Below are 18,865 nucleotides of genomic sequence, written 5' to 3'. Positions count from 1 at the left end.
GAAAGAAACCAATAAATAAAGGAGGATAATGACTTGTTAACTTTTGCGATCTTTTTTGCCGGAATTGTACCTGCAGTATTTATTTGGAATTTAACAAAAGAAATCAAAGAAATTAAAGAAGACAATAAACGATTATTAGAAATACTTGCAGAACGGAAATGAACATTCCTTTTATGAAACGCTATTAAACAATCTATTGCTTTTTTTCTTTTATAACAATATCCCTCAGTCTTTGATCTGCTTTGTACTTTGCTTTATTCGGCTGTCCTTCAGCCCTGGTTATCTCTAATGTAGATAAGTTTGCTGTCACTGAGTAAAGAGTGCCGAATTTATGCTCTGCTAAATTCAAACAAACATGTCCCTTTGTTTCAGACATGATTGATTGAGCAATGAAAAGATTCATCTCAGCTGTATGTTCTGCAAGAACTTTATTTAAAGTCTCAAAACGATCTTTCGATTTGCTCCAATTCCAACTCTTAGCTGATAAAACCGTATGATGATTTGTACAGTGAATGTAATTATTTTTAGGAAGCCGAATATCACATTCACTTGGACTAACTTCAACAACTGCCATTTTTCCCGATGGATCAGCTATTAAATAATTATTGGCTACTGAACTAGGAAACCTTCTCAATACATGGATTCCCTCCTCCACAGTCATGCAATTCTCTAATATATATTTACATGCAAAATAAAAATTTAACCCCGGCTTTATTCCTTCATGAGGGACTGATGTAATGCCTATAAATAAACCGTGTTCATTAATCCCGTCAACTTTGCCAATAAAACAATCCGAGTGCCCCAGGTATTTATTTTTGTTCTCAAAACCAACAAAGGACGCTTCTGTAATTTTTTTAAAAGCAAAGAGCATATCATAGTTTCGTCCGATAATAACTTCCTTGCCGTTAAATGCTGCAAAGATACTGCATTGACCAGCCGGCTCAAAAACCCCTATACTCAATAGAAACGAACTTACTTCCTCAAAAGAAGCAGAACACCCATCAGCAAAACCTTGGATTTCCTTTACAGCATCTTTATCAAACTCTGTCAGTAAAGGTATGCATAATTTCCCGTAATTTAATTTTTCTTTTGTAACCTTGGGAAAGCGAAACCCATTTTTAAATAAGATTTCCGCATAATGTTTTCCTGCTTCGTATGGATTTCCTTTTAACCTTGGATGATACATTCTCTCTTCCTCCTTTAATGTTAAGTAAAATTTCTCCTCACAAAAATAATAAACCCTCCAGTGAATGGAGAGTTTACCCGGAATTTTATACAATTTAATTAATGATATTTCAGGTCACAGGTACACATATTTTTGTTAGAAAATCCAATGGATTTATGCTTAAATCCGGACGTAAATCACGTGGATCTGAACTGTCAGGTACAAGCCCTTTTTCATATATTTCTATCATATTTCCATTTTGTGTAAGATTCTTTTCTACAAGCCACTTTTTTAATATTTCATATCCCATCGGCAAACCTGTGTAAGGACCTTTCACTTTAATGCAGGCGTATTTTCCACCAACCAGCATTCTGCATCCACCTATATCATTTGAATTTTTTATTGGTATAAGCAATTCAACCTCTGCCTCATTCGTCTTTACATCCCGATGATAAAAAATAGCCCTGAGATGTCCATTCACTTCCAGATTGTAAGCATATACTTGGTTAAATAAGTCCTGCACGAGTGTATCTATAAATTTAATCGGAATCTTTTTACGCAAAGTGTACACAAGCACCTCATCATGAGTTTCATAATAACAATCAGAGAAACTTGGTTCCTGAATGAGCGGAATACCACTATTTACTTTAATTTTCAAATGTTTCATTTCTTCAATTTCTTCAGTAATTTGTTCTTTTTGCTTTTCCAGCTCAGAAATCTTTTGATCGATAATGCTTTTCCACTGTACTGGGGCCGCGCTCTCAATAATTTGTTTCATCTCTCCTAATGGAATATGCAAACTTTTTAGAAGCAATATTAATTTAACAGCCTCTAATTTATCATAATCATAATAACGGTAATTCGTTTCTGCATCGATATATGAAGGTTTTAGTAAATCTATCTCATCATAATATCTCAATGTTTTTATAGGCACATTACATAATGCAGAAAACCTTCCGATTGAATACATATAATTATCCTTTCAAATATTTTCCTGTTATTTATAAACAAATTATTACAAAAAAATCTGCTTTCTTCAATACTTATTCAACATGAAGAGCGATTTATTAAATAACAGATGAATATTGTAGCAATGTACTGAGAACACGGATCATTATTAATAAAGTGCACCACCATAGTTCTATGAATTAAGATCTTCATTAAAGTTTTACTTAAGAGGAAAAAGATGTGCTGTTCTGTCTGCTGGAAAGTGGCAAGAATAAAAGAGTGGCTTTTAATGAAGGAAATTCTTTTAAGAAGTGCAATCAGCAACGCCCTTCTAAGGCGTCGGTCGGGGGTTCGGCTTCCTCCCAGGTAATCTAAATAAAAGATGACGAGGATCCTCTTCCCCGCCATCTTTTTCTCCTATATATTCTCCTGCTTCAGCGTCTCAATAATATTATCCTTTTTAATCTTGGAAATCGAATACAGCATCGCTGACCCTACGATAACAAACACTGCAATCACCACATACAGCAGGCTCATCCACGGCAGTGCAAAGCCGTATTCAAAGGTGTTTGTCACGGATAGATGAAGCAGGTACATAATACCGATACTGATTGGAATGCCGTACAGCAGCGACTTTATTCCATAAAACATACTTTCATAGTTAATCATTTTATTGAAGGATTTCGATGTCATCCCCACCGACTTCAACATAGCAAACTCTCTTTTCCGCAGCGCGATGCTGGTGGAAATTGTGTTAAAAATATTCGCCACGGATATCAGCGTAATTAATGTGATGAAGCCGTAGATGAATACTGACATCAGCAGCATGATCTGCTCATTCTGCTGCCGGTTCTGGTACACATTTTGAATATGCATGGTAGTATCCATGGCTTCAAGATCCTCCTGGGTCTTTACAGGATCTGTGCTGTCCAGATACATATAGCTGTTGGACTGTATTCCCTCTCCGCGTGCGAGCAGGTTTTCATATACTTCCTCTGAAACGATCATTGTCAATGAGCCCATCCCGGTCCCGGAAGAAACCCCTGTCGGCAGCTTGTCGGTAAGTGCTGCAATCGTCACAGCACTGACAGGTTCTGTTTTTCCGGATTCAAAGTCTTCATAAAATAATCCGAGCTGCTCTCCTGGGGAAGTATGAATCGTTGCTGCTTCCACCAGCCTTCTCGGTGTCCCTTCTTCATACACGGTAGTATCAATTACTACCGCTGGAAATTCGGCACTGTTAAATAAGTCTGCTTCTTCCATCCCGTTTGCTGCGGCATAGTCCGCTAAGTTTTCATCCCCGATAGAATAAAGGTTCACATAATAAGGAAATTTCCCTTCCTCCAGCAGCTCCGGATATTCTTCCACTTCTTCCTGCAGCGGTGCTGGAATTTCTTCCTCGTCGATCCAGGCGGTATAGTATGCTTCCTGCACTACAGAAGAATTGGTTACTTCCGGCAGGCTTGCTGCAGATTGCACCATCTCTTCCTCCAGCTCTCCATTATTGGGCATCAGCTGAATATCGTAGTCCAGACTCTCACTGGAAATGGCGAGGGATCTTTCCAGTGATTCTGTAAAGAAAGAGACAGAGAGAAATAAGACGATACTCACCACAAGAGAAAACACAGTTATTTGGTATTTTCTTTTATTGCGCTTTAAGTTTTTCAGGCCGATCTCTGCTTCCGTCCCGAAGATGCGGCGCACAATGCTGGAGGTGCGGACCGCTTTTTCCGTCAGCTTAATGTCTGTCGTCTGGCGGATCGCTTCAATCGCAGAAATCCGGGAAGCTTTCCGCGCCGGCAGATAGGTAGAAATGAAAATTGTAAACGCTGAGATCAATACCGCTGTCAGAATGGACATTGGCGTGAGCGCAACAGTTAAAGGCACAGACACATTTAAGGCGTCATGCATCAGCCGGTTCACAAACCAGAAGGTCACGGCTATTCCCCCGATACCGGAAAGCACGCCTGCCGGGATACTCATCAGCCCGATCAGTGCCCCTTCGAAAAACACGGAATTTCGCTTCTGCTTTTTCGTTGCGCCGACGCTTGCCAGCATCCCCAGGTGCCGCGCCCGTTCAGAAACGGAAATCGCGAATGCGTTATAAATTAATGCCACGGAACCGAAGATGATAACCGCCATAATGATCGCTGCAAGTGAATACATCGTGAAGGTCAAGTTATCATTGCTCGATACCCCATAAAACCGCAGCAGCTCGCTGTTGTATCTGATATTTTCCGGATCGTGCCCCACCGCTTCTGCAAGCTCCTGTGAATTCGCGTAGAGTGAACGATCGACATCCTCCAAAATGACGAGGCCGCTGGCCGGAGAATCTTCGGAAAGCATTGTTTCATCCGTATAAGTGATGGCAGTATAGCCAGGCGCCCAGGCAGGCTCCCACATCGGCCGTTCGATAAGCCCTACCACGGTATATGTTTCTTCCTGCGGGTCCTGGATTTCCTCCATCAGCTGCTCGTCTACCACGTTAATGGAGTACTGCTGGGTTACGGGCTCTTCCTGTGCCGCTTCATTTAAAAATACCCGCTCCCCCACTTCCAGCGACAGCTCGTCGCCAATCTCATAGTCCGCCCTGCCGCTGGAGACAATTTCTTCGGAAAGCACAATTTCCTCCGGTGATTCCGGGAGTCTTCCTTCTGTTAATGTAATAGGAACATTTTCAAAGCCGCTCTGATTTAAAGACCGCACATAAATATACGGCTTATAAAAATTTTCACTTTCCTCAAAGTGCGCATATCCCCGATCTCCGGAAAGAATAAATTCTTTTGTTTCCTCATCGTCTTCAATGGCAGCTGCCTGCGCTTCATCAATGTTAAAGTACTGTACGTGCCATTCTCCCTCGTCCGCAATTGTCTGCCGCTGGAGCAGATCCAAAAAAGAAACAGCGAGCGTTGCAACTGCGGTAATCATCGCAACAGAAATGATCGTTCCGATAATCGTAACGAGCGTTCTTCGTTTGTTCTCCTTTAAGTGCCGGATCGTGAGCTTATTGATGACGTTCATGATCGAATCACCTCGTCTTTGGCGATTCTGCCATCCTCTATGGCAATCACCCGGTCGGCCTGGAGCGCGATCTGCTCGTCGTGGGTAATCACGAGCAGCGTCTGGTTGAACGTTTTGTTGAACATTTTCAGCAGGTCCATAATTTCGCCGCTGTTTTTACTGTCAAGGTTTCCCGTCGGCTCATCTGCAAGAATGACCGCCGGGTTGCTGATCAGCGCCCGGCCGATGGAAACACGCTGCTGCTGGCCTCCGGAAAGCTGGTTCGGCAGATGCGACAAACGATTCTCCAGCCCCAATGCTTTTACAATATGCTGCAGGTGCTTCTGATCGACCTTATGCTCATCCAGCAGAATCGGAAGCGTAATGTTTTCCTCTACTGTCAGGATCGGAATCAGATTGTAAAACTGATAGATTAACCCGATCTGCCGCCTGCGGAAAATTGCCAGCTGCGTTTCGTTCAAGTCATATATATCCGTGTTATCGACAAAAACCTTGCCGCTCGTCGGGCGGTCGACCCCGCCGAGTAAATGAAGCAGTGTGGATTTCCCGGAGCCGGAGGGACCGATGATTGCGGTGAACTCTCCCTTTTTCACGCTGAAGGACACATCGTCCAGGGCCTTTACTGCTGTATCACCTTTTCCGTACACTTTTGACAGATTTTCTATTTTTAATATATCCATGTGATAACCTCCACTTTTACTTTGATAGCCTCAGCTTATCTTTCTCATATGACTATCCGGTGACTCTAAAGTGACAAGTTAGTCACATTCCTCTTAAACAATCTGTTTGTAAAATTTAATATGGAAAGTGGTGCCGCTTCCCGCTTCACTCCGCACATCCACACTTCCCTGCTGGCTTTTAATGATTTTCTCTGCCAGGGCAAGGCCAATGCCGACACTTTCCTCTCCTGCATGCTTCCCTTTATAAAACCGCTGAAAAATATACGGCAGGTCCTCTTTCGGAATGCCTCTGCCAGTGTCCTGAATGATTATTTCCGAAAATAAGGCATTTTCTGCAATATTGATGGTAATACTGCCGCCTTCAGGTGTGTGCTCAACGCAGTTTTTTAACATATTGATCAGCGCTTCCGACGTCCAGTTCATGTCCCCGAGATAGCCTGCATCGTCTTCCCCGTTTACGGTAAGTGACTGTTGCTTGATTTCCATCGGAATCAGCAGCGGTTCCAGGGACTTGTGCACGAGCTCTTTGAGTAAAACGGGCTGCTGTTTAAACTGAATCGAGCCGGCATCTATTTTGGACAGCTTCAGTAAGGAAGAAACGAGCCACTCAATCCGCTCCAGCTGGACGGAAATATTGTTCGTGAATTCTTTTCGTTTATCTTCTGCTAATTCAGGCTCACTTAACAGATCAGCCATAATCACCATTGAGGTGACCGGCGTTTTCAGCTGATGGGAAATATCTGAAATTGCTTCTGTGAGCATTGTCTTCTCCTGCTGGAGGCCGGAGCTCTGCTCGGACAGCATGGCCGTCACCTTGTAAATATCATTCTTTAAAATGCTCAGTTCCCCTTCGGCGTTATCGCGCACGTCGAGCGTATAGTCTCCCCCGCTGATTCTTTTTAAATAGCCGGACAGCGTGCGGATTTTTTGATAGCGCCAGCTGGTGAACAGGAGCGTAATCGTAATTAACAGCACTGCAAGGATGAGCACAATCGCAGGCGCTGCGGAAGGCAGGAAAAATGCCAGCACGACAGCGAGCGTGCTTACCCCTGCCATCGCTAGTATAAGGAGCTGTATCTCCCGGTTCCGGAACATATTCACTCACCTACCTTATAGCCAAGGCCGCGCACGGTTTTGATAATCTGGGGCTGCTGCGGATTGTCTTCCAGCTTCTCCCGCAGCCGCTTGATGTATACAGTGAGCGTGTTATCATTCACAAAATCCCCTGCTACGTCCCAGATACGCTCCAAAAGCTGCGATCTCGTCAGCACCTGCCCGATATGATTGGCAAAGATCAGCAGCAGCCTGTATTCGAGCGCAGTAACGAACACTTCCTCGCCGTGCTTATATACTTTTCCCTCCAGCGTATTGATCTGCACGTGCTGCAGCGTAATCACCGTGTTGGGCGTATGTTTTTGGTGGCGCCGCAGCACCATACGGATGCGGGAAAGCAGCTCCCGGATCCGGAACGGCTTCGTAATGTAGTCGTCCGCTCCCATATCAAGCCCCATAACGACGTTCACTTCGTCATCAATTGCCGTTAAAAAAATGACGGGAATATCCCCCGCCGCTTTCACCTGTCTGCATAAGTCATAGCCGCTCCCATCCGGAAGCGACAAATCAAACAGACATAAATCTATCGTATGTATTTCTTCTTTAATGACTTTCTCCGCAGAAGCCGCATCAAAGCAGAGCACCGTTTCAAACTGATCCTGCAGCGAATATTCCAGCCCCGAAGCAATCGTTTTATCATCTTCCACCAGTAAAATCTTCACTTTCCCCTCACCTCACTCAAGTTGGAGTAAACACACATAATATACATTTTTGGAAGCGAGAAGTAAATGTAATTATTTAAAAGATAACTTTTTAAGGAAGTGCACGTTTTTGAAAACCGGTTAACATGTTTCACGTGAAACGAGAAGCCATGTATACATTTTAAATCCTTATAAGATCAATTAAAGATCAGGATAAATTAAACAATAGACATTTTTTTACTTAGATGGAGGATAAAAAAGGATTTTACTTATTCATGTGGAATTGATTTCGTAAGGGGGTAAGAATATGAGGACTTTATCCATCAAAAATATATCTGGAACTTCAATTAATATCAAGATTGATCACTATGCAGATCAATGCCCTATTTGTAAAAGCAAAATCTCTCCTTACCTAGTACATGCTAACTATGTGGAATCAGTACAAAGTTTACCAAGTACTATGGAAATTGCATTTCAATGCACATCTAGAGATTGTCGGAGTATGTTTATAAGTTATTTTGAATATGCTAATGTTATAAATGGAACTAGTTATTACGAGCTTTCAAGGTCTGCTCCAATTCACTATAAAAAAAGAGATTTCTCTGAAGAAATCTTTGAAATTTCTAAAATGTTTACTGAAATATATGATCAGTCATATGCCGCTGAGCAAAATGGTCTCAATCATATAGCTGGGATAGGGTACCGAAAAGCGATGGAGTTTTTAGTGAAGGATTATTTAATATATCTAGATCCAGATAATATAGAAAAAACAAAGAGAACAACTTTGGGTCAATGCATTAAGAATATTGAAAATGAAAAAATAAAACTCATGGCAGATCGAGCTGCTTGGCTTGGAAACGATGAGGCTCATTATATTAGGAAATGGAAAGATAAAGATATTAGTGATTTAAAAACACTTATTGAGATCATTCAGCATCATATATCTCTAGAGATAACTAGCGAAAGGCTATTAAAAGAAATGCCTAAGGATTAAAACCTTATTTTATAGAATTTTTTCTTCTTAAAGAGAGATCCGATAAAAGCTATCGGATCTCACCTCTTTATAAATTTACAAAATATTTCCTAACCATCTCCTGCTTCTTATCACTTATACTAACCTTTACTACTAGTACAGTTCGGGTGGACCCTTTATGAATACTGAAAAAAGTTATTAAGTTTAAACATCTCAACAGGTGTAATGACATCTACTCTTGATTTGATGTAACTGCTAGACTACTTGACGATTACAACAATCGTATTCGTTCTCTTAATTAGAAAACTTTTCTTATTGAACTGAAATTTATTTTTAAATGTTTTTTATATTTTTAATAAAATGAGATTTGACATTATATAAACAAATATTTAATTTTTATAGAAATCGTATTTTTCAAAACTTTGTTTAATAGTACTCTAGCTTTTTATTGTGTGTTTAAAACAAAGTTATTTTAAGAAGAGTAATATTTATTGGAAGTGTCTTGAATATATAATTCAAAATAATATACATATTCTGGATTAACTAATTTTATCTTATCTAATAAATCTTGATTATTTATATTACTTTGAAATAAATAAGATACAGCGACTAAACTATCACGAAAAGTAAACAAATCATTATTATATAAGTAATTAAGTATATTTTTAATTCTCACATCTTCATCATTTATAATTCTTTCATTTTCCAAATGTCTGTATATTAATATATATAGAATGGTAAACTGTGCGGGATTAAATAGTATATACTTCCAATTGTAAATTAAAGCTTTTAAATCTTCATCTTCTAAATACATCCATTTTTTAGAGAATATGAGATTGTTAATTACTTTACCACTATCATCACCATTAATAGAAAGATATTCGTGAGTTAAGTTTATATATTGGTCTAAATCCACTCCATCTTTCTTTTCTATCTCATTCAATTCTTTGATCAGTATATTTAAAAACCCATCTTCTACAACGTTTAAAGCTTTATCTTCTATCAATTTTTCACTTGAAAATGAATTGAAATTGTCCTCATCATATTCAGAAACATATAATTCGATTATACTTTTATACTCGTCTGGACTTAACATTTTTGTCTTAGATGTATTCAAAACTAGAAAATCTTCCCATAAAAAATGACTTATCTCATTTAATACTCTATTATTCTTTTTTTTATCATAATTTCCACTGTTGTAAATAATATAAATGTCATCTACATAACGTATAAGTTGTAAATCTTCTCTAACCAACAAATCTGATACTTTCGAGTCAAAATCGGTAAGATAAATTTGAGATAGTATTGATGAGGCTATAGAATAATGAAATTGAGGTAAACTATCTAATTCGCAATATTCAAATAAATATTCTAAATCCAATATAATTTGATTAACTCCAAAAATTTCCTTTAACTTTGCAATTAAATTCGGTATTTTTATTGAATTAAAGAAGTCCTGTACATCAATTTTTAAAGCTGCCCGGCCAAGATGTTTCTTTCTTTCTTTTTGGAACAAAGTATAACTTGTCTTGTATTCACCACATTTCTTTATCTGCTTTTCATTCAATGTACTATCAAATATACCCGAATAAAAAACTTTCATTTTTTTTTTTGAAAAATCCATTTTTTCCTCAGATAATTTGGATACTAATAAAAAAACTAAATATGTGTAGTAAGTATAATAAAGTGGATTAATAAGATAAACATTTCTCGGAGTAAAAAAATCACTTTTATAAACAAAATCTCTTACTTTGATTGGCTTATATTGATGGCAAAAATCTTCTATAGACATTGATAAAATATTAATGATGTTTTCTTTGCCCAAACTTTCTAAAATTTTTAGATTAGCAATCGTTTGAGGTTTGTACTTATTATTAGACACGGCTAATACATAGTTATATGCTAAATGTTTAACTTTTAAGTCATTATCCATTACAAGATCTACCCCCTAAGTATAAGAGTTAGTGTTGTGCAAATAAGAATTAATAAGCAAAGACCACTATTAAAATAAAAAATAATATTGTCTATGGTCCAGTCTTTAGGAGTTTTCAATTTATCCTTATTAGAAGACATTTCAAACATACTCATTTTATAATCAACTGGATGATGATTCTCGTTATTTTTTAATATGGTCTGATATTCGAACATAATAGTATTAAAATTAACTATAAGATTTTTTTCACTCATTGTATCTTCTGCACTATTACTTTTAGTTAATAATTCCTTTAATCTAAGAGTCAAATCTTCGATATCTAATTGATGATAGTGAACTTTTAAAGCTCTTTCGTTATAATTAAGTTCATTGATATAATACTGAATCAAAATAACGTATATAGCAAAAATTCCTGATATTACAGCAAACATAGTACCACTAAATATTGGATGAATTTCATGCGCTCCGAGAGATAATAATATAAAAATTACTGCTTCAATATTTAGTATGAAAATTACTAACTTCCATTTATCTGCATATCCCTTCAAACGTAAACTCATTTTAATTCTTGTATTTCTAGTTTTATTAAATGTTTTAATTTTCTTATCAATTTCGTCAATTATATTTATATCTTTATAATCAAGAGGCATACTTGTTCCCACCTTTTTGAAACATTTTTGCATATAAATTTATAACAAGATATTAATAACTCTTAAGGATTGTCGAAAATCTTGGAATTATTCTATACGCGGTTTTTGTAATAATTCTAAATATCTACTCATATCCAATAATACCATATATTACTAAAATTCAGAAAACGGCTTGATTAAATATTAGGAGATAATTTAAGTTATAAACCAATCAAACGCTCTTACTAAATGTTCTTGTTATCACAAATAAACACACTACAATTTTTCGAATTTAATCTTTTTAGTTTAGTAAAACCATAATTACTTATGATAAGGTTCCCCCTTCATTATCCGAAACGCCCGATACACCTGCTCCACGAGAATCAGCTTCATCAGCTGATGCGGAAAGGTCATCTTAGAAAAGCTGATCGTATCATTCGCCCGCTTCAATACTTGACTGCTTAAGCCATTGGATCCACCGATAATAAAAGCAATCTGGCTTTTGCCGTGGATGGAGAGTTTCTCCAATTCTCCTGCAAACTGCTCCGATGTTCGCTGCTTCCCTCCAAGATCAAGTGCAATAACGTGCTGGTTGTCTTTTATTTTTGCGAGGATGCGCTCTCCCTCTTTATCTTTTACCTGTTCCACTTCTTTCTCGCTCATGCTCTCCGGTGCCTGTTCATCGTTCACTTCAATAAACTGCAGCTTGCAGTAGCTTGTCAGCCGCTTTTCAAATTCCGCAATCCCTTGCTTTAAGTACTTTTCCTTCAGCTTTCCAACACTGATAATCATAATCTGCATAACCTTTTCCTCCATAAATATAGTACCTTCAGCATATCATAGGAATCGCTTTAATAAGGAGATTTTCCCAGCCAATTTTCTTTAGAAAAAAGAGTGTCCCATACTAAAAGAAGTAAGTTTTTAAACTGATTTTTTATTATAAAAATGATACCAGCCGGCAGAGTGAAGGGATGCGACTCCCGGAGGATATAGCACGAATCGAAGATCCAATCGATCCGAGAGGAGCGATTTAGCTGAGATCGTGCCCTCGGGAAAGCGTCATCCCGGGAACGACGCTGGCGCTTTTGAGCCAACCCAAAAAACCGAACCCGGAGAATTCCTCCCCAGGTTCGGCTCTTATACTTCCCGCTTACTCCTCAAACGAAGTAAAGCTCGAAATCTCTTCGCTCTTGCCATTTCCTTTTGCCTGTACTTTCACTTTTCCTGTTTTCACTTTCTTCGGCTCAAGATCACGTCCGCCGATTTCTTCGATTTCTTCTGTTACTTCAATCGAAACTTCATAGTTATTGCCGCTCACTTTGGTGAGGCTGTCGAGATCGATGTCTGCGACTGGAACAACATAGGAAGTGCCTCCAAACTGCAGGTCAATCGCTGCGTCCGGCTGTGCCTTCTTCAGGTCTTTCACTGCTTTTGCCGGGATAGAAAGTTCAATTTTATCTTCATTTTCCCCGCGGTCAGAAGCGATCGTTACCTTATCCAGTCCATTCACTTTTGCAGCCTTTGCCAGACCGTTGTTTGCGACGATGACTTTCACTTTATCTGCGCTGCGGTCTGTTTTCAGCTGATTCTTATCTACTTTCACGTTATTCTGCTTGCCTTTGCCGTTGTTGCCTTTATTGCCCTTCGCACTTTCTTCCGCCGTTACAGATGCATAGATGCTGTTGGAAAGCAGGCGGTAGCTGTGCTCGGTGTGGGCACGGAATGCAAGCTCATTGGCAAACATCGTGTAGGTCGTATCTTCTTTATCTACGGTAAATGCCATCGTCTGTCCTTGGGCGCGCTGGTTATTCGGCCACCAGCCTGCCACGTAGAAGTCCTCTGTGTCTTTGAAGGAAGCGAGCACTTCTGCTTCTTCCGGCACGCTCGTAATCCAGGAGCCGGTTGTGACATACAGTCGTTCCTCTTCTTCATATCCAGCAGTCTGCTGATGATCCTCGACGACTGCTTCGACGAGTCCTTCATGGCTTACACCGGTGTAGCTCCAGTTGAATCCCGGGAGCAGGCCGCTGTTACGGACAGCGTTCAGCGGATAAATCCCGATGCCAATGTAGTCCTTGCCCGCAAACTGGTTTGCGTTAAATGTGCTGTCGCTGACCACAACGTCTGCTTCTGCTACATCTGTCAGCTGGAAGCCGAGCTGACGCAGAGAGAACCGCAGCTGCGCCGATCCTGCTGCTGCTACTTTCGGCTGGGTAATCACGCTTGATTTGGCGCTCTGGCCGTTTCCGAGTGCTTCCGTATTGAAATAGTAATCGTCTGCGTAAGCACGCAGATCATTTGTCGCAACTGCATAGTCGCCCTGTTCTGCCTTGCCTTTGCTTTCTGTAAATACTTCTACTGTCTTGCCGTCTGCAAGCAGTGCGTTGACGACTTTGATCGTGTCATTCGTGTTATTTTTCAAAATCTGTCTTGGCGCATTGCCCGTCATGCTGCCGTCCGGAACAGATGCTTCTTCAATTTCCTCCGTAAGGCCTGTAAATAGTCCTGCTTCCCTTACTTCCAGTACGTCAAAGCCGCGTAAATCAGGGAAGTTCACGACAATCGGGTCATACATCGCGTTCCAGTCGGACACATTATCCCCTTCATAAAGCACGGCGTTTGCCAGTCCCCGCTTTGCCTGGTTCATCGGTACGACGAACGTGCCGGCAGGGTAGATTGTGCCGTCAATTTCCACTTCCTGCGTCGTTCTTTCGACATCGATGCTGTTACGAAGCAGATAGTCTGCCATGTTGTATGCTTCCAGAACGTTTTTCTGTGTTTCTTCCGCTGCCGGAATCACATAGTAGTCCGGGAAGAAGTTTTCGTTGTCTCCGCGCACGCGGCCGATGGATTCGCCGGCTGCGTTGACGAAATACTCATCCACGGCACGGTTATCTTCGTTATTCACCCCGCGCTTAAAGATTTCCAATTGATCTCTGTAAAGCTCGTCTTTATTTTCTGATACGAACCAGGTTGCTCCCAGTCCGCTTCCTACCGCTGCGTTGTAGGAGTTCTGGCTCAGCGTCGGCAGCTCAATTGTATGGCTGTAGGAGCCGTGCAGCATACCGTACATCGCCGTGTAAGCAGGCGTCATATCATCCCAGCCCGAGCCGTAGCCGAGCTTTGCGATAAAGTAGGAAGTTAAATCGGAGCTTCCGATACCTGCGCGTCCCATCGCATTTGCCTGGCCCATCATGTTATCGATAAGCAGATCGTATTCAAAGTTCGGATTGTGCGGCGGTGTCGCCGGCTCAATTAAAAACCCGTTTACGTAGCCATGAAAATCAATAAACGAAAGCGGCGTCCACTTGGAGACGAGCTCGTTTACCTGCTGCGTTTCTACCTGCGTCTGGTACGCATTGTCACGGTTTAAATCAAACCCTTCGGCATTTGCCCGGGTATTCGCCACACGGCCGTCCGGATTAGATGTGAACATATAGAGGAAGATCACATCGTCGAGGACCTCATCCACGTCGAGTGTCACCAGTTCGTCCGTGCCGCTTTCATTTGTGTTCGTGAATTCGACTTCTTCCTCCAGCGCAAAGCTGCGGAACAGCTCTACCTGAGCATCTACGCCTTCTACTTCATCCGGGTGAATGTTGTTGAACCATACCGGAATCTGATAGTCTTCCATCGTGCCGTTTTCCAGCTCTTCAATCAGGCTTTCCGGATTTTCCAACGCGGTCGGCAGTGTCTCCTCAAGATATGTATCCACTGCTTCCTCGTCTTTCGCCAGAATCGCAAAATGAATGTCGCGTCCTTCCACAGACTGCCCGGCGCTCTGATATTCCAGATAGCGGCCGTTCCCCTCTGCTTCGGCAAACACGTCATCAATTGCCGGCTTGAGTTCATCATATGTTAAAAATTCATCGTATACGTTCCACGTGACTTCTGTCGCTGCTTTTGCACCTGTCGTATTATCGATCATCGCAAGCTCGTAATCTCCGATAAACTGCTGATACTGTGTGCGGATCGTTCTGTTTGATAGATTCGAACGATTATACAGCAGCCCGAATTCCAGGGTCGCTGTTACTTCATTCGTTTCTTCATTGACGACCGGGCCGTCCACCACCCGGATAAACTGGTTTCCGTTGTAATTCGTGCCGCTCGTCCACTGCCTCCACTCAGAAATGTTTTTCCCGCCGAACTGAAACGCAATGTTCTCTGGATTGACGCTTTCTCCGAGGTCAGCTTTCACTTCCACCGTGCGGGTTTCGGTTAACGAAAAAAGAGATCTGCTTACTTCCAATTCTGCTGCTTCCACTGCTTCTGCAGCTGGCGCACTTAATGTCTGCATCGGCAGTCCTGCTCCGACAAGCATAGTGACAGCCAGCAAGCCTGAAAATGTTTTTTTCATACACTCACCCTTCTTTCCTCTGTAATTGAGTTTTTCTTACATAACACCACATTAATATAGCAGTATTATCGGAAAATTTAGAATAAAAAATTAAAATTCTATAAAAAACAGTTCTTTCAGCTAATAACGGTGTCAGCAGATCTTACACTTTCTAGTTGCATAGACCCTCCCTTCTTTAGGCACATTCGAGATTTCCCGGGCGGAAAGAACTGCCTCTATAAAGAACGGTTCCTTCCTCTTTTCTGCATAAAAATAAACTGCCCTGTATGGACAGTCAATTTTCAGGAAATATTTTCATATTCCTGCCGGGTGGTTTCTAATTCTTCTTTGCCTTCCTGCAGCTGGTTTTTTCCTGCTTCTATTTCTGCTTCCTCTCCGAAAGCCACCGCTTCTGACAGCTGATCGATTCCTTCCTGGATCGTCGTTCCTGCCGCCTGAAACGAAGCGTGGACCTCCAGATATTTCTCCGGTACTTCTTCTTTGTCTGTGACAGAGGAAATCCAGCCGGAGAGCGAGCGGCTCATCTCTTCAAAATCCATTCTCCATGAATCACTGTCTTCATAGGTGCCGAGATGCTCCTCCAGCGCCGTTAATTCCTCCGTAATCATTTCCATGCGCTCTTCATAAAATGCTTCATAATCGGCTCCCCCGGGTGCTTCTGCTGTACCTGCGGAAGTATCAGGTACAGTGACTTCTTCTCTGTCTTCATCCATAAAGGAGAAAAATTCCACGGTCCAGGCCCCTTCCGTAAATGTAATGTCCGAAACGGCTGCGTGACCGTCCAGCGAATGCTCCCCGATTGCCCGGGTAATTACTTCCCGTTCATTCAATTCCGCTCCCTCCGGCTGCCCGGGCTCCAGAATTTCCACTCTCTGCGCTTCCGCCTGTCCCGGATAAGATTCTGCGACGGCTTCTGCCCATACTTCGACCCTGTCTCCAAGCTGCACTTCTTCCGGCATTTCTGTAAAATAAATAGCGCTGTAAAACTCCTCCTGCCCTCCTGTATCGCTGAAGTCCTGCGCGGTGCTTTCCACAACGAGCGCACTGTTTTCCTCCATATCCAAGACGTAGCCGGTAATTACCGGTTCGCCGCTGTCCGCAGGCGGTTCCTCTCCCGGTGTTTCTTCCTGGCCGCAGGCTGCAAGCAGAAAAAGAACGAGAAATAAAATCTTTTTCACAAGAACACCTCCTCTTTTTTATTTAGTCGCCGCCGGAACATCTTCGGTTTCAATTTTCTGGGCTTTATTGTAACATGGGTGGCAGATGATGGATTTTTTTGGAGAAATGAGGGGGACCTGTGGGGATGAAAAAATACATAGTAATGTTACTTGCAGCAGGCACGATCGGCATTGCCGGCTGCAGCAATGAAGAACCGCCGCATCCGGAGGAGGAAGCGCTGGAGCCTTATTTATCGGCATGGAGCGGACAGTCATTTGAGGAAATGCGTTCCTACTTAAGCAGCAGCTCCGAGGCGGACGTAGACAGCTTTGAATGGGACTTTGCCGAGCGCTATGAAAGTGTGTACAGCGATCTGGACGTGGAAATTACCGCACTCGATTTTGAGGAAAGAAATTTTGAGGAAGAGGAAGATCTGGATCTCGAAGAATTAACGGAAATCACCTATCCGGTGCAGGTGGAAATGGAAACGATCGCCGGCACGCTGAATTACAGTACGGAAGTGTATCTGGAAAAAGAGCTTGTCGATGAAGAGGAAGAGATAGAAGAGTGGAAAGTTGCGTGGGAGCCATCCCACTTCATGCTCGGCATGCAGGATGCGCATGATCAGATAGCCATTGATTCGGAAGAACCTGTCCGCGGCGAAATCTTTGACCGGAACGGGGAGCCGCTTGCGATCAACGGCGAAGTATATGAAGCCGGTCTCGTGCCGGAAAGTACAGAAGATCTGGAGGATTCTGCGGCACAGTTCGCGGAAATTCTCGGTCTCGAGGAAGAAACGGTGCTGGAGCTTGCCAGTCAGTATCCGGACAATCCGGACTGGTTTGCACCAATTCAAAATCTTTCTTTGACAGATGACCGAACCGAGGAGCTCCTCGAAGTTCCGGGCGTCCTGCTGAACCGCGAAGAGGGACGGGAATATCCGGAAGGTGACACTGCCGGTCACCTCGTCGGTCATATCGGGGCGATTACCGGGGAAGAACTCGAAGAAAACGAAGGCTACCGCGCCACTTCCGAAATTGGGAAAAACGGAATTGAGCTGCTGGAAGAAGACACGCTGCGCGGGGAAATCGGCATGCGCCTGACTGTGCAGACGGAGGATGGAGATGTCCGCGATGTGATTCAGGAAAGATCCGCTGAAGACGGAGAAGACGTTCAGCTGACGATTGATACAGAGATCCAGCGCAGCCTAGCGGACGTGCTCGGGGAAGATTCCGGTGCTGGAGTTGTTCTCGATCCGGAAACGGGAGAAACGATCGCGCTCGTGAGTGCGCCCGCTTTTGATTCCAACCTGCGTTACCTTAACCTTGCCGATCCGCGGGCGGAGGAACTGGAAACGACAGATGTTCTGTTTGAACGCCGCTTCCAGCGCGTGTATTCACCGGGGTCGATCTGGAAGCCGTTTACGGCCATTGCCGGACTGGAGGAAGGAACGCTTGATCCGGAGGAAACGTTCACGATCGAAGGAGAGCAGTGGCAGCCGGACGACAGCTGGGGCGGCTATGAAATTACCCGCGTGAATGACTCGGAAAGCGAGATTGATTTAACGACAGGGATGAAGCTTTCCGACAACATTTACTTTGCGCAGCAGGCACTCGAGCTCGGCGCAGACAATATGGAAGCCTGGGGGGAAACGTTCGGGCTCGGAGAAGATTTCCCGTATGACTTCCCGCTTTATACGTCCCAGCTTTCCAATGATGGGCTCGACAGCGAAATTCTGCTTGCAGACAGCGGCTACGGGCAGGGAGAAGTGGAAATTTCCCCGGTCCACATTACTGCGCTGTACTCCATTTTTATCAATGAGGGAGAAATGGTGCAGCCGACGCTGTTTTATGAAGATGAGCCCGCAGGAGAAATGTCGCAGATTGCCGGCACAGAGTCCACAGCAACCGTGCGGGATACGCTCCTTCCCGTGACCGAAGACAGCGACGGCTCCGCATACCGGGAAGACCGTGGTCATTCCCGCGCTATTGCCGGGAAAACGGGCACCGCAGAGTTGAAAACGTCCCAGACCGAAGAGGACGGATCCCAGATCGGCTGGTTTGTCAGCTTCGATCACGAAGCAGAGGATTACATTACGACTATTATGGTCCAGAACGCAGAGGACGTCGGCGGCAGCAGCCGCGCCGTTGACCTCAGCGACGAATTCTGGAGCACGCTGGAATAAGAAAAAGCGAGGAAAAGAGCAGCCCTCTTTTCCTCGCTTTTTTGCAGTGTTTATCAAATATT

Annotated in this window: 14 protein-coding genes; 3 read left to right on the top strand and 11 right to left on the bottom strand. The window is 42.8% G+C overall.

Translation table 11 applies throughout. The features are described from left to right. Nucleotides 1-33: 33 nt before the first annotated feature. Nucleotides 34-162: a hypothetical protein gene (locus BLP92_RS18265; RefSeq protein WP_280138089.1), complete on the top strand. Its 129-nt coding sequence runs from the start codon at nucleotides 34-36 to the stop codon at nucleotides 160-162. Nucleotides 163-193: 31 nt separating this feature from the next. Here the strand turns inward: BLP92_RS18265 and BLP92_RS09890 are convergent, their stop codons facing one another. The 6 genes from BLP92_RS09890 to BLP92_RS09860 all read right to left on the bottom strand — a co-directional run bounded on the left by BLP92_RS09890 (nucleotide 194) and on the right by BLP92_RS09860 (nucleotide 7,589). Beyond that, entirely contained in the window at nucleotides 194-1,186 is a 993-nt protein-coding gene (locus BLP92_RS09890) for a C45 family autoproteolytic acyltransferase/hydrolase (protein ID WP_090842796.1), read from the bottom strand. Nucleotides 1,187-1,295: 109 nt separating this feature from the next. Next, entirely contained in the window at nucleotides 1,296-2,135 is an 840-nt protein-coding gene (locus tag BLP92_RS09885) for a MerR family transcriptional regulator (protein WP_090842795.1), read from the bottom strand. A 395-nt stretch (nucleotides 2,136-2,530) separates the two neighbouring features. After that, complete coding sequence (locus BLP92_RS09875) at nucleotides 2,531-5,134, bottom strand: ABC transporter permease (RefSeq protein ID WP_090842793.1); 2,604 nt, start codon at nucleotides 5,132-5,134, stop codon at nucleotides 2,531-2,533. Beyond that, nucleotides 5,131-5,814: an ABC transporter ATP-binding protein gene (locus BLP92_RS09870; RefSeq protein WP_090842792.1), complete on the bottom strand. Its 684-nt coding sequence runs from the start codon at nucleotides 5,812-5,814 to the stop codon at nucleotides 5,131-5,133. Before BLP92_RS09870 ends, BLP92_RS09875 begins: the two co-directional genes overlap by 4 nt. Nucleotides 5,815-5,907: 93 nt before the next feature. Then, nucleotides 5,908-6,909 (bottom strand): sensor histidine kinase, encoded by a 1,002-nt coding sequence (locus tag BLP92_RS09865; RefSeq protein ID WP_090842791.1) that lies wholly within the window; start codon nucleotides 6,907-6,909, stop codon nucleotides 5,908-5,910. Between the two features lie 2 nt (nucleotides 6,910-6,911). After that, nucleotides 6,912-7,589: a response regulator transcription factor gene (locus BLP92_RS09860; RefSeq protein ID WP_090842790.1), complete on the bottom strand. Its 678-nt coding sequence runs from the start codon at nucleotides 7,587-7,589 to the stop codon at nucleotides 6,912-6,914. A gap of 286 nt (nucleotides 7,590-7,875) precedes the next feature. Between BLP92_RS09860 and BLP92_RS09855 the strand changes: the two genes are divergently transcribed. Then, nucleotides 7,876-8,562, top strand: coding sequence for a DUF4145 domain-containing protein (locus BLP92_RS09855; protein ID WP_090842789.1), 687 nt, complete (start codon nucleotides 7,876-7,878; stop codon nucleotides 8,560-8,562). A 451-nt stretch (nucleotides 8,563-9,013) separates the two neighbouring features. On the opposite strand, the gene BLP92_RS09850 is transcribed toward BLP92_RS09855, so the two are convergent. From BLP92_RS09850 to BLP92_RS09830, 5 genes are all read right to left on the bottom strand, one after another. Next, nucleotides 9,014-10,474, bottom strand: coding sequence for a reverse transcriptase domain-containing protein (locus BLP92_RS09850; RefSeq protein WP_090842788.1), 1,461 nt, complete (start codon nucleotides 10,472-10,474; stop codon nucleotides 9,014-9,016). Between the two features lie 8 nt (nucleotides 10,475-10,482). Then, nucleotides 10,483-11,124, bottom strand: coding sequence for an SLATT domain-containing protein (locus BLP92_RS09845; RefSeq protein ID WP_090842787.1), 642 nt, complete (start codon nucleotides 11,122-11,124; stop codon nucleotides 10,483-10,485). Nucleotides 11,125-11,424: 300 nt separating this feature from the next. Next, complete coding sequence (rlmH, locus tag BLP92_RS09840) at nucleotides 11,425-11,904, bottom strand: 23S rRNA (pseudouridine(1915)-N(3))-methyltransferase RlmH (protein WP_090842786.1); 480 nt, start codon at nucleotides 11,902-11,904, stop codon at nucleotides 11,425-11,427. A 349-nt stretch (nucleotides 11,905-12,253) separates the two neighbouring features. Beyond that, on the bottom strand, nucleotides 12,254-15,460 hold the full coding sequence (locus BLP92_RS09835) for a M14 family metallopeptidase (RefSeq protein ID WP_090842785.1): 3,207 nt from the start codon (nucleotides 15,458-15,460) through the stop codon (nucleotides 12,254-12,256). 281 nt (nucleotides 15,461-15,741) lie between these two features. Further along, nucleotides 15,742-16,638, bottom strand: coding sequence for a DUF3221 domain-containing protein (locus tag BLP92_RS09830; protein ID WP_090842784.1), 897 nt, complete (start codon nucleotides 16,636-16,638; stop codon nucleotides 15,742-15,744). 125 nt (nucleotides 16,639-16,763) lie between these two features. Here BLP92_RS09830 and BLP92_RS09825 point away from each other — a divergent pair, with 125 nt between their 5' ends. Beyond that, nucleotides 16,764-18,803 carry a penicillin-binding transpeptidase domain-containing protein gene (locus tag BLP92_RS09825; protein WP_090842783.1) on the top strand — a complete coding sequence of 680 codons (2,040 nt, stop codon included), beginning with the start codon at nucleotides 16,764-16,766 and terminating at the stop codon, nucleotides 18,801-18,803. The last annotated feature ends 62 nt before the right edge of the window (nucleotides 18,804-18,865 follow it).

Source organism: Alkalicoccus daliensis, assembly GCF_900103955.1.
Lineage (GTDB): Bacteria > Bacillota > Bacilli > Bacillales > Salisediminibacteriaceae > Alkalicoccus > Alkalicoccus daliensis.
Note: the sequence above shows the minus strand (reverse complement) of the source record. Positions and strands in the feature narration are given on the sequence as shown.